General features: G+C 41.5%; 10 protein-coding genes. 2 read left to right on the top strand and 8 right to left on the bottom strand.

The genetic code is table 11. The features are described 5' to 3' along the window. Positions 1 to 62: 62 nt before the first annotated feature. Positions 63 to 1,121: a sporulation integral membrane protein YtvI gene (gene ytvI / locus DH10bf12_RS11390; RefSeq protein WP_471735405.1), complete on the top strand. Its 1,059-nt coding sequence runs from the start codon at positions 63 to 65 to the stop codon at positions 1,119 to 1,121. A gap of 54 nt (positions 1,122 to 1,175) precedes the next feature. Here the strand turns inward: ytvI and DH10bf12_RS11385 are convergent, their stop codons facing one another. The 7 genes from DH10bf12_RS11385 to cyoE form a co-directional block, all read right to left on the bottom strand. After that, a complete protein-coding gene (locus DH10bf12_RS11385; protein WP_471735404.1) occupies positions 1,176 to 1,637 on the bottom strand; it encodes a DUF420 domain-containing protein in 462 nt (153 codons plus the stop codon). Between the two features lie 24 nt (positions 1,638 to 1,661). Further along, the gene (gene ctaG / locus DH10bf12_RS11380; RefSeq protein ID WP_471735403.1) at positions 1,662 to 2,582 is read right to left on the bottom strand and encodes a cytochrome c oxidase assembly factor CtaG; all 921 of its coding nucleotides are present in this window, start codon (positions 2,580 to 2,582) and stop codon (positions 1,662 to 1,664) included. A 140-nt stretch (positions 2,583 to 2,722) separates the two neighbouring features. Then, on the bottom strand, positions 2,723 to 3,052 hold the full coding sequence (gene ctaF, locus DH10bf12_RS11375) for a cytochrome c oxidase subunit IVB (RefSeq protein WP_039808668.1): 330 nt from the start codon (positions 3,050 to 3,052) through the stop codon (positions 2,723 to 2,725). Positions 3,053 to 3,056: 4 nt separating this feature from the next. Further along, positions 3,057 to 3,686 (bottom strand): cytochrome c oxidase subunit 3, encoded by a 630-nt coding sequence (locus tag DH10bf12_RS11370; RefSeq protein WP_471735402.1) that lies wholly within the window; start codon positions 3,684 to 3,686, stop codon positions 3,057 to 3,059. Continuing rightward, positions 3,686 to 5,578: a cytochrome c oxidase subunit I gene (gene ctaD, locus DH10bf12_RS11365; RefSeq protein WP_471735401.1), complete on the bottom strand. Its 1,893-nt coding sequence runs from the start codon at positions 5,576 to 5,578 to the stop codon at positions 3,686 to 3,688. Before ctaD ends, DH10bf12_RS11370 begins: the two co-directional genes overlap by 1 nt. Positions 5,579 to 5,604: 26 nt before the next feature. Continuing rightward, a complete protein-coding gene (coxB, locus tag DH10bf12_RS11360) occupies positions 5,605 to 6,723 on the bottom strand; it encodes a cytochrome c oxidase subunit II (RefSeq protein WP_471735400.1) in 1,119 nt (372 codons plus the stop codon). 81 nt (positions 6,724 to 6,804) lie between these two features. Continuing rightward, complete coding sequence (cyoE, locus tag DH10bf12_RS11355; protein WP_471735399.1) at positions 6,805 to 7,719, bottom strand: heme o synthase; 915 nt, start codon at positions 7,717 to 7,719, stop codon at positions 6,805 to 6,807. Positions 7,720 to 8,060: 341 nt separating this feature from the next. On the opposite strand from cyoE, the gene DH10bf12_RS11350 reads away from it, so the two are divergent. Then, complete coding sequence (locus DH10bf12_RS11350) at positions 8,061 to 8,984, top strand: COX15/CtaA family protein (protein ID WP_471735398.1); 924 nt, start codon at positions 8,061 to 8,063, stop codon at positions 8,982 to 8,984. A gap of 33 nt (positions 8,985 to 9,017) precedes the next feature. On the opposite strand, the gene pyc is transcribed toward DH10bf12_RS11350, so the two are convergent. Further along, complete coding sequence (gene pyc / locus DH10bf12_RS11345; protein ID WP_471735397.1) at positions 9,018 to 12,461, bottom strand: pyruvate carboxylase; 3,444 nt, start codon at positions 12,459 to 12,461, stop codon at positions 9,018 to 9,020. Between the last annotated feature and the right edge of the window lie 12 nt (positions 12,462 to 12,473).

Raw genomic sequence — 12,473 nt, 5'->3', positions numbered from 1 at the left:
GAACCCTTAGAGCAGTTGAACATCCTCTGAATAACCACTAGATCTTTGAAAGGGGACCGGCGTTGAACAAGTTATTTACCAAAAAGAATGTTATTACAACAATCGTTGTGATTGCTGTATTACTGTTGATTTACTTTATTTTACCCGTTTCAGTTCCTTTGATTGCCGCTCTCATTACAGCACTTATTTTGGATCCGCTGGTAAAGCTGATTGAAAGTAAAACTAAATTTAACAGGAAATTGTCTGTCGGGACGGTATTTATTCTGTTCCTTGGTACAATTGGCTTTCTTCTGTACATAGCTGTAACGAAATTAATCGGTCAGGCGATTCAATTTGTTGAAAATACACCGGATTATATTAATGAGCTCGCAGTCTGGTGGAAAACAGTTGAAAATGATATGGCCGTTACTTTTGCCCAGGTTCCTACGCAGGTAATGGAACAGACAAGTACGGAAATCAATAACTTTATAAACGACTTTAGAACAAGCATCACAAATTCAATTAATGCTGAAAGTGTCACCGGTATGATTACAAACATACCTGATTACCTTGTCAGCTTTCTTGTCTATCTCATTGCATTATTTTTAATTATGCTGGATCTGCCGGCAATCAGAAAAAATATTTATAAGCATTTCAAAGACCAGACGGCTGAAAAGGTACGCTTTATGACTGCAAGACTGTCAAAAGTCATTTGGGGATTTGCCAAGGCTCAGTTTTTAGTAAGTTTATTAATACTTGGAGGTTCTTTAATCGGGCTTTACATCATTGCTCCGGAAGTTGCGCTTGTCATGGCGATCATTATTTGGCTGATCGATCTGATCCCAATTATCGGTTCGATTGTCGTCCTTGCTCCATGGGCTATTTTCCAGCTGATCACGGGTGATATTGAGCAGGGAACACAGCTTGCGATATTAGCTGTCATTCTGCTGGTTATCAGAAGAACAGTGGAACCAAAAGTCATGGGGACACATATTGGTCTCTCCCCTCTTGCTACACTGATCGCCATGTTTATCGGTCTAAAGTTATTTGGAATCCTCGGATTCATTATAGGGCCACTGATTCTGATCATTTTCAACTCAGCAAGAGAAGCAGGTATTTTCAAAATGGATTTCAAGTTTTAATCTGCATACAAAAAAGCGCGCCGGAACTTGGCGCGCTTTTTATGTGTAATATGATTACGTTCCGAGTATGGCTTTAATAACAGAAGTAGTTTCTCCACCATCGTACAAAACATACAGCAGCAGATAAACCATTACACCCGTAGTGGCAGTTGCAAACCAGATAACTGAAGTAACAGGTCCGATTTTACGGTGTTTTTTAATCCTGTTCTTATATCCAAGCCAAATCGTTACAAGTCCGAATACTGCACCAGTCGTTGCAAGGATAATATGAAAAATTAAAAATACAGTGTAATAGATCTTCATATCATCCGGACCGCCAAATGCAGTGTTCCCTACAAAAATTGTTCTGCTCATATAAATAATGAAAAATGTTAGAGCTGCAATGGCTGCAGCAAACATCGTCTTTTTGTGCGCTTCAATTTTTCTTTTTCTTACAAGCGCCCAGCCAATTGCGACAAGCACTGCGCTGGTTACAATAAAAATTGTACTTAATGTTGGTAAGATCGGTAATGTCATCGTCTAGATCCTCTTTCTGTGTCATCACGATAAAGTTTTTGGTTCTCTTGCTGCATATAAAGATGCATTAAGTGCATCCTCTTCTGATCTTTCTTTTCTGTACCATTCAAAGAATACCTGGGCCAAAATAACACCGTAGATAATTTCCTGAATGATCTTCATAATTACGCCGCCTACCTGCTGATCCTCAAGCGGCTGCATGTTTGTAAACAGTTCAGGACCGGTAATGCCAAGCCCACTCAGACTTTGAAGCGTAGCAGCAGGGACACATAGCGCCATTGCTTCAAGCCATGCTCCTCCATTGAAGAAAGTATTATACATCGGGTTATTCGCAAAAATAATCAATGCACATGCAGGAGTCAATAAGATCCCGTCAGCAAAAATATACCCGATTTTCTTAACTCCACTCAACTTATACTCACCTTCAAGTGTGTTGACAAGCGGCCACCACATTAAGAATGCGAAGACAAAGATCGCACCTGTTACAACTGAATGGAGTACCATATCCACCTTAATCGTATCGAAAATTAACGGTATATGATAAAAAGAAAATGCTCCATTAAATAAAATCAGTGCAATCAAAGGCTTAGTAAAAAAATTGAAAAGCGGTTTAATAACCGGAAGATTTAACAATGCCTTCCACATATAATTCGGCACACCGGCTATCAGAAGAGGCGGAATCAATAAATAGAAAATACCCATTTGAATCATATGAACTGAAAACAGGATATGCCCCCATACATCGACCGGAGATCCTTTAATAATATAAATCGTTAATACTGCAATAAGTACCAAAACCGTTTCTTTTCTTGTGATCGGTCTTGAATCCTGAAGCTTATGTCTCCATTTAGTTGCTAATAAAAAGAACAGGATGGTTAACACTGTCAGGCTGATAAAAAAGTAAGGACTCCACAGAGCCTGGAATCCAAATATACTGATCGACATCAGGCACCTTCCTTTCTGAATACTCCTGTCTCATCTCTTTCATTATAAGCCTAAGACATCTTTACTTCAATGCAGTCAGATGACAAGTTCATGAACGATCGCATTTAAAAAAGGACCGGCATATGCCGATCCTTAAGAGATTACCACCAGACGATCGTCAGGAAAGTCAAAATGGTAACAAATGCAATCAATGCACCGGAGTATAGGAAAAGTGCTGCTGTCCCATGTCCTTTATGACTCATGTGCATGAAGTAGTAAAGCTGAAGCACAACCTGAGCTGCTGCTAATACAAGCAGAATCGGGAATGCATAAAACTTATCAAAATCTGCGATGACAATGATAAATGCAATAAATGTCATAAAGATCATCATTGCAAAAGATGTTACCTGTCCGCGCATTTCATCGCGTGCTTTTCTGCGGCGGTATTCATAATTGACTTTAGGGTTCGCTGAAGTAGATTCATGTGCCATGAGTTTATCCCACCATTCCCATTAAGTATACAACCGTGAAGATGAATACCCATACAACGTCAATGAAGTGCCAATATAGTGAAGCGACAAAAAACTTCGGTGCGTTGTAAAGGTTCAGTCCACGCTTGGCGTTACGAACAAGCAGAAGAATAAACCATCCAAGTCCTACTACAACGTGCGCTCCGTGGAAGCCAACAAGTGTGTAGAAGGCTGAACCGAATGCACTGCTTGTAAATGTATGACCGTAATCATGAATATAATGATAAAACTCATAAATTTCAAAACCAAGGAATGCCAGACCAAGCAGAACTGTAAGCAGTAACCATGTCTGCATCTTCTGGTAGTTATGGTTTTTCATATGATACATTGCATAGACACTTGTCAGTGATGATGTTAAAAGAAGCATTGTCATTATAAAGACAAGCGGCAGTGCAAACATATCTGCTGCGAGATAGTGATCACTACCCGGAACTTTATCTTTTAAAGCCAGGTAGGTTGCAAATAATGAAGCAAACAAAACTGTTTCTCCACCAAGGAAGAGCCAAAATCCTAAAAATTTGTTTTTACCTTCAAGGGTAGTTTTTTCAGGAGATTCAGGCCACGTACGAGCCGTGTATTTTTGATTCATATCCATTACTCCCTACCCCCTTTATCATGATCGTCCATTAGTTCTTCTTTATGAATATGGTAACCGTGATCATCTTTCAATGAACGGACAGCCATAGAACCGATTGTAATCAGCATCCCAATAATCAGAACCGGAATTGACCATACATAATCTGCACCGTCAGAAGCTCTCCAGTCCACCTGGTACATCGCACCGAATGCTGCAATGAATAGTCCAAGAGACATAACGAATGGAATGAATGAGTTGTTAGGCATATGAATATCACCAAGCGGCTCAGCCGGTGTCATTTCAGTATGACCTTCCATCTTTTCAATCCAAAGTGGATCAAGTCCACGCACAAGTGGAAGCTGCTTAAAGTTATAGTATGGCGGTGGTGATGGAATCGCCCATTCAAGCGTACGTCCATCCCCCCAAGGGTCATTTCCAACGCGAACATTTTTGATCTGTGTAATCACGACATTGTATAGAAGTACAATTACACCAAGCGCCATGAAAAATGCGCCTACTGTACTGATCATATTGAATAAGTCAAGACCCTGTCCAGGAAGGAACTTCCAGATACGTCTTGGCATACCCATTAGCCCAAGGAAATGCTGTATAAAGAATGTGCCGTGGAAACCAATCAGGAATAACCAGAAAGTAATTTTCCCAAGGAATTCATTCAGCATTGTACCGAACATTTTCGGCCAGTAGAAATGTGTACCTGCAAGTAGTCCCAGCACAACCCCACCGATGATTACATAGTGGAAGTGAGCAACTACGAAATAAGAATCGTGGTACTGGTAGTCAGCTGCAGCTGATGCAAGCATAACCCCTGTAACACCTCCGGCAACGAATGAAGGAATAAATGCTACAGCATAAAGCATTGGCGTTGTAAAACGGATGCTTCCGCCCCACATTGTAAGAAGCCAGTTAAAGATCTTAACCCCTGTAGGAACGGCAATTGCCATTGTTGCTACGGCAAAGATTGCGTTCGCAGTTGGTCCAAGACCAGTTGTGAACATATGGTGCGCCCATACCATGAATCCAAGGAAACCAATCAGTACTGTTGCGAATACCATCGCAGCGTAACCGAACAGACGCTTTTTCGAGAATGTCGAGATAATATCAGAGAAAATACCAAACGCCGGAAGGATCAGTATGTATACTTCCGGGTGACCGAAGATCCAGAATAAGTGCTCCCAGATAATCGTGTTTCCTCCCATTGTTACATCGAAGAAATTCGCACCAAACATTCTGTCAAACAGCATCAGGAAAAGTCCCACAGTCAGTGGAGGGAATGCAAACAGAATCAGTGCAGATGCAACGAATGTTGACCATGTAAATAGCGGCATACGCATGTAAGTCATACCAGGCGCACGCATGTTGATAATGGTAACAAGGAAGTTAATCCCTGCAATTAATGTACCGGCCCCTGAAATCTGAAGACCTAATACGTAAAAGTCAATCCCATGACCAGGTGATGCAAGTGACAGTGAAGCGTATGAAGTCCATCCTGCATCAGGTGCTCCGCCAAGGAACCATGAAAGGTTAAGGAAGATTCCACCGAAGAAGAATAACCAGAACCCAAGTGAGTTCAGAAACGGGAATGCTACGTCACGCGCACCAATTTGTAATGGTACGACTGCGTTCATAAAAGCAAATAATAGCGGCATGGCTGCTAGAAAGATCATTGTTGTTCCATGCATGGTAAGTAATTCATTGTATAGTCCTGCTGACACAAAATCATTATCAGGAACCGCAAGCTGAATACGGATCAGCATTGCTTCTATACCGCCAACCAGGAAGAAAAATCCGCCGGAAATTAAGTAGAGAATGGCGATTTTCTTATGGTCGACCGTTGTGAGGTAGTCCCATAGGACTGCTAAGAAACCTCTTTTTTCAGCAACGGTACTCACTAAGTATACCTCCCTTAAAAATCAAATTATTCAGTGTAAACCTTTAAGCTCATTAAGTATTCAGTCAGTGCATCGAGATCTTCATTTGAGATATCATCTTCGTTATAAGCGCCCATTGTGTTACCCGGCTTTAAAGCATCCGCGTTACGGATCCAGTTTTTGATGTTTTCAGCTTGTACTTCTTCTGAATCCTCATTATCAAGGATTCCTGCTGTGTAAGAACGTTCACCAAAGTTTGTCAGGTTAGGTCCCTGTGAGGTTCCAATCTGCTGTGTCGGATTAATAGCGTGACACCCGATACATCCATTCTGATTGTCACTAAACACTTCATAACCTCTTGCGATTGTTTCATTTTCAAACTCCGGTTCTCCTTCAGCTCCTCCAGCTTCCTGCATTGCTGCAACCCAGCCGTCAAAGTCTTCCTGAGACATTGTCTGTACTTTGAAGTCCATTAAAGCATGTGAAGGTCCGCAAAGCTCAGCACATTTACCATAGAACAGGTTATTAGCATCCTGTGCTTTTTCACCATCAAAGTTCAGGTAGAATGTGTTCATATTATCAACGTTTGTATCAATCTTTCCTCCAACTGCAGGAATCCAGAATGAGTGCTTAACGTCAGAAGCGATTACATTAAAGTAAACATTTTGATCTGTTGGTACAACAAGATCCTGTGCAGTTACAATTCCCTGATCAGGATATGAGAATTCCCACCAGTAAAGATTTGCACGCACATCTACTACAAGTGCTTCTCTGTTTCCATCTTCATCTTCAACTTCCATTCCTGACGTGTCACCAAGTTCAAAAGTCAGTGCAACAGTAGGTACTGCAAGGATTAGAAGAAGAATAATAGGAATAACAGTCCAGATTACTTCCAGTCTGTGACTTCCTTCCACCTGCTTTGGAATAAAGTCTTCACCCAGCTTTGAGCGGCGGAACTTAGTAACAGCAATAACATATACGATTGCTACAACGATGATTACCAGAACCATGATTACTACACTCAGAATCATCAGGTTGAATTGCTTCTGTGCTACTTCACCCGCAGGCTGAAGCGTTGACAGAAACGGCTCTCCACAGCCGGAAAGAATAAACGCCATTGCCGCTACGAGCGGCAGAAAACGCCATTTCTTAAGCCCATTTTTCATAGCTTTTTTAAACCCCTCTTTCATTCGAATATTCTTGTTGATGGAGATTGTTTATATGGATTTCTCTAAAGAAAGAATTCCCTAAATGAATGTAAGAATAACCATACCTGTAAACATAATTGTCAGGTAATTCAATGAATATACGAACATCATCGTAGCCCATTTATGGTCATCTTTTGTTTTGTAGCCTTTAAGCGCAAGCACAAGCCAGCCGATATTCAGCACGGTTGCGAGTACGATAAAAGCGGTACCAAGTGAAGGCAATAAAAATGGCAGCGGGAACAAGGCAATAACCCATAGAAGCATTGACAGCTTCGTTCTCGCAAACCCTTTTACCACAGGTAGCATTGGCACTCCTGCAGCCCGGTATTCTTCCACCCTTCTCATGGCAATTGCATAAAAATGAGGCGGCTGCCAGACAAACATCATCAGAAATAATGCAAATGGTATAGCGCCAAGACCAGGATCAATCGCTGCCCAACCAATCAGTGGAGGAACTGCTCCAGAAATACTCCCGACAATTGTGTTACTTGCATACTTTCTCTTCGTCCACATTGAATACAGGACGACATAACTGAACACACCAAACAATCCGATCAGACCGGCCATTGGCGTTGTCATGAACAGCATAATTTCACCAAAAATGACGAAACCGATTCCAAGACCAAGCGCTCTTGAAGGTGCAACACGTCCTGTTACAGTTGGACGGTTTTTTGTTCTTTCCATTAAAGGATCGATATCACGGTCTATGTAATTATTAATACTGCAAGAGCCCGCAACAACAAGTGATGATCCGATTAATGTGAGAAGCATTACATCAATTGAGCCAAGAAAATAAGTATCGGTAAAATAAAGCGCAAGCCATAATCCGGTAAACGCTGTTATTAGATTCGAGTTTACAATACCGATTTTAATCAGAGCGAGGAAATCCTTCCAAGCAGTTGTTCCAGAAAAATCTGCCTCTTTTACAGCCGACACAACTCGACTATTTGACACACTTTCCCCTCCTCTCCAAACTTGCTAATACATCATACTACATCTACTATAAAGGATAGCGAACATGATTTCTATATTTAAAATGAAATTCAGACAACTTCTGAAATAATGCATTTAAATAAATGTAACAATTCCTTCACATCTTTTTACACTAATACGTGATATGAATTATTTTTATATAGTTTTGCTATGTGAAAATTATTTGTCTTAGCCTCTGAACAATATTAGTTTTTTACACAAAAAAGGTACACCTGACGTTTAATCTGTACCATAATAGACATTACGAGTATTTCATTCAGTATCAGGTACTTTAAAGAGAATTAAATGAGAAGGTGAAACTTTTGCAATCAAAGGGATTAAAACTTTTAGGGGTTGTTACGACTCTTGTCATGCTGCTTGTTCTGTTAGGCGGCGCACTAGTAACAAAAACTGATTCCGGACAGGGATGCGGACAGTCCTTTCCACTCTGCCACGGTCAGATCATCCCGGATCAGTTAGAAATAGAAACGATTATTGAGCTCTCTCACAGAGTTGTTTCAGCAGGAGCAGGATTTTTAGTACTGGCGCTTTCCATCTGGTCATGGCGTGCGATGGGGCATATCAGAGAGACAAACTTCCTCGCAATCCTTGCTTTCTTCTTTTTAATGCTGCAGGCACTGCTTGGGGCAGGAGCTGTAGTCTGGGGACACTCGGATATCATACTCGCTGCACACTTCGGGATTTCCCTTATATCTTTTGCAGCTGTTCTCCTTTTAACGATTCTGATATTTGAGGTTGATAAAAAGTTTGATGCTTATAAGCTGGTCATCGACCGGAGGATCAAGTTTCATACTTACGGATTAATGATTTATATTTTTGCAGTTGTTTATTCCGGTGCATTTGTCAGACACACTGAAGCAAGTCTTGCGTGTCCTGACTGGCCATTTTGCGTAAACTCAGCTCCAGGTAATCTATCATTAAATTCCATTCAGTGGATTCAGATGGGACACCGTATGGCTGCTGCATTTATTTTCATCTGGATTATCTATGTCGCGATTATTGCGATCAGAAACTATAAACATCAGAAAATTGTTTATTACGGCTGGATTATCGCTTTAACCCTTGTAACACTGCAGGTTGTCACAGGTGCGCTTGTCGTTGTAACTAAGCTGAACCTGTTGATCGCATTATCACATGCATTAATTATTTCACTTCTGTTCGGTTTACTCAGTTACTTTATACTACTGATATCAAGAAGCAAAATAAACAGTAAAAAAGAAAGTTGAGCCGCAGCTCAACTTTCTTTTTTTTTACTTTATTTAGTTGTCTCTTTTCAGTTTAATCATAAGGTCTCCAGGAGACAATGATTCTCCGCTTTCCACAAAGACTTCTTCAACTGTTCCATCAAACGGCGCCTGTACAGTTGTTTCCATCTTCATCGCTTCAGTAATAATCAGGTGTTCACCTTTTTCAACCTGATCTCCGACTGATACAACTACCTGAATGACTGTTCCGGGCATTGTAGCACCAAGCTCTTCAGGATTTGACGGGTCTACTTTTTGCTTCACAGCAACTGTGGACTTGATACTTTCATCTTTAATCACAATCTCACGTTGCTGACCATTTAAGTCAAAATAAAGGACACGTGTTCCATCCGCTCTTGCTTCTCCAATTGATACAAGCTTCAGAATCAGTGTTTTACCTGTTTCAATTTCAACTTCAATTTCCTGATTCAGTTTCATACCGTAGAAGAATGTTGGTGTATCAATCACTGATACATCTCCAAATTGAGCAGCAGTGTCAGTAAATTCCTTAAACACTTTTGGATATAGTGCATGAGCAAGTGCATCGAAGCTCGTTACTGGTCTTCCAAGCTCATGGAACAGCTCTTCTTTCAGCTTATCAAAGTCAACCGGCTCCATTAACTCTCCAGGACGGACAGTAATTGGCTCTTTTCCTTTCAGAATCACTTTCTGCAGATCTTCAGGGAAGCCGCCGTGCGGTTGTCCAAGATAGCCTGAGAATAGTTCGATCACTGAATCAGGGAAGTCGATTGAATATCCTTTTTCAATGACTGACTGTTCATCAAGATCATTTTGAACCATGAATAGAGCCATATCACCGACTACTTTAGATGATGGTGTAACTTTTACAATATCACCAAACATCTGGTTTACCCGTGCGTACATTTCTTTTACTTCTTCCCAGCGTGCGCCAAGCCCTACAGCTTTTGCCTGCTGTTGAAGGTTGGAGTATTGACCGCCAGGCATTTCATGCTTATAAATTTCAGAGTGCGGTGAGTTCATGCCGCTCTCAAATGGTGCGTAATATTTACGGACATCTTCCCAGTAATGAGAAAGTGTTTCTGAATGGTCAACATCCAGCTTCAGCTGTCTTGTATTGCCTTTCATTGCATAAGCAAGTGAGCTTGCACTTGGCTGTGATGTCAGTCCGCTCATTGAACCAAGCGCCGTATCGATAATATCCACACCCGCTTCAATCGCACGTGCATATTGGAAAATACCGTTTCCGCTTGTATCATGCGTATGAAGATGGATCGGAAGGTCAACAGTGTCCTTCAGCTCCGAAATCAGACGGTAGGCAGCTTCTGGCTTCAGTAAGCCTGCCATATCCTTGATCGCCAGAATATGAGCGCCCTGATTTTCAAGCTCTTTTGCTAGGGCTTTATAGTAATCAGTATCATATTTAGTACGTGTCGGATCCAGAATATCACCTGTATAGCAGATCGCTGCTTCAGCCACTTTTCCAGAATCACGGACAGCAGTGATCGCTGTTTCCATTCCTTCAACCCAGTTCAGGCTGTCGAAAATTCTGAAGACGTCAATTCCTGCATATGCAGAGCGCTTAACGAATTCCTGTATAACATTGTCCGGATAGTTTTTATAACCGACTGCATTTGATGCACGAAGCAGCATCTGGAACATCACATTTGGAATTTTCTCTCTCAGTGTCAGCAGTCTCATCCACGGGTCTTCTTTCAGGAAGCGGTAGGCAACATCAAATGTAGCTCCTCCCCACATTTCAAATGAGAACAGGTCACTTTGCATACGTGCAGATGCATCTGCAATATTTTTAAGATCTACTGTTCTGACGCGTGTAGCGAGCAGTGACTGGTGCGCATCACGGAATGTCGTATCTGTAACGAGTACGTCATTCTGTTCTTTCACCCAGTCCTTCAGTCCATCTGCGCCTCTCTCATCAAGAATCTGCTTCGTTCCTGAAGGCGGTTCTTCAAGCAGATTGACTTTTGGAATTCTCGGCTTACCAAAGTCAATCTTTTCACCTTTATCAATACCGGGGAATCCATTGACTGTTACATTACCGATATATGCGAGCATTTTCGTTCCTCTGTCTTTTCGTTTCGGGAAAAGGAACAGTTCAGGCGTATGATCAATAAATGATGTATCATATTCACCGCTTAAGAACTTCTCATGCTTCACTACGTTTTCAAGGAAAGGAATATTTGTTTTGATTCCGCGAATACGGAATTCTTGTAAATTTCTGACCATTTTAGCTGCAGCTTGTTCAAATGTCAGTGCCCATGTGGAAACCTTCACTAATAGTGAATCATAGTGAGCTGAAATTTCTGCCCCCTGATACCCATTACCCGCATCAAGACGAACCCCGAATCCTCCACCGGAACGGTAAGCCATAATACGTCCTGAATCAGGCATAAAGCCATTTAACGGATCTTCTGTAGTCACACGTGACTGGATCGCAAAACCGTTCAGCTGAATCTCATGCTGCTTTGGAATACCAACTTCGCGGCTATGCAGTGTATGACCTTCAGCGATTTTTAACTGTGATTGTACAATATCAACACCTGTAATCATTTCAGTAATTGTATGCTCAACCTGAACACGTGGATTAACTTCAATAAAGAAAAATTCATTATTTGCTACCAGGAATTCAACCGTTCCTGCGTTCACGTAAGATATGTTATTTGCAAGCTTTACTGCAGCATCACAAATTTCATCACGCAGACCTTCAGGAAGTGAAACTGACGGTGCAACCTCTACTACCTTCTGGTGTCTTCTCTGGATTGAACAGTCACGCTCATACAGGTGAATGATTTCACCTTCTTGATCTCCAAGGATCTGGACCTCAATATGTTTAGGGTTTTCAATAAATTTTTCTACATACACTTCATCGTTACCAAAAGCTGCTTTTGCTTCTGATTTTGCACGGTTATATGATTCTTTTACATCGCTCGCTGAACGGACAATTCTCATGCCGCGACCGCCACCGCCAAGTGATGCCTTTATAATGAAAGGAAAGCCATGCTGCTCTCCAAACTGTTCTACTTCTTCAAGACTTTCAACCGGTCCTTCACTACCCGGAATAACCGGAATTCCTGCATTGATTGCCTGCTGTCTTGCTTTCACCTTATCCCCGAACATATCAAGGTGCTCAGAAGTCGGTCCTACAAATGTAATCCCCTCTTCTTCACAGCGTCTTGCAAAGTGAATGTTCTCTGAAAGAAAGCCATACCCCGGGTGAATTGCATCAACGTTTGCACGCTTAGCGATCTCGATGATGCCTTCAATATCAAGGTATGCATCAATCGGCTTTTTCCCTTCTCCTACTATGTAAGCCTCATCTGCTTTAAAACGGTGGAATGACCCACTGTCTTCTTTAGAGTAAACAGCGACTGTACGGATATTTAATTCCGTACAGGCACGAAACACCCTGATTGCAATTTCTCCTCTGTTTGCTACCAACACTTTTTTAATCTTTTTCATAATGATCCTCCT

Source organism: Jeotgalibacillus sp. 10bf12 (genome assembly GCF_055597105.1).
Note: the sequence above shows the minus strand (reverse complement) of the source record. Positions and strands in the feature narration are given on the sequence as shown.

Excerpts from the sequence above, each read along its gene's own strand:
- pyc (WP_471735397.1), bottom strand. The coding sequence starts at position 12,461 with ATGAAAAAGATTAAAAAAGTGTTGGTAGCAAACAGAGGAGAAATTGCA.
- ctaG (WP_471735403.1), bottom strand. The coding sequence starts at position 2,582 with ATGTCGATCAGTATATTTGGATTCCAGGCTCTGTGGAGTCCTTACTTT.
- DH10bf12_RS11385 (WP_471735404.1), bottom strand. The coding sequence starts at position 1,637 with ATGACATTACCGATCTTACCAACATTAAGTACAATTTTTATTGTAACC.
- ctaF (WP_039808668.1), bottom strand. The coding sequence starts at position 3,052 with ATGGCACATGAATCTACTTCAGCGAACCCTAAAGTCAATTATGAATAC.
- DH10bf12_RS11370 (WP_471735402.1), bottom strand. The coding sequence starts at position 3,686 with ATGGATATGAATCAAAAATACACGGCTCGTACGTGGCCTGAATCTCCT.
- coxB (WP_471735400.1), bottom strand. The coding sequence starts at position 6,723 with ATGAAAAATGGGCTTAAGAAATGGCGTTTTCTGCCGCTCGTAGCGGCA.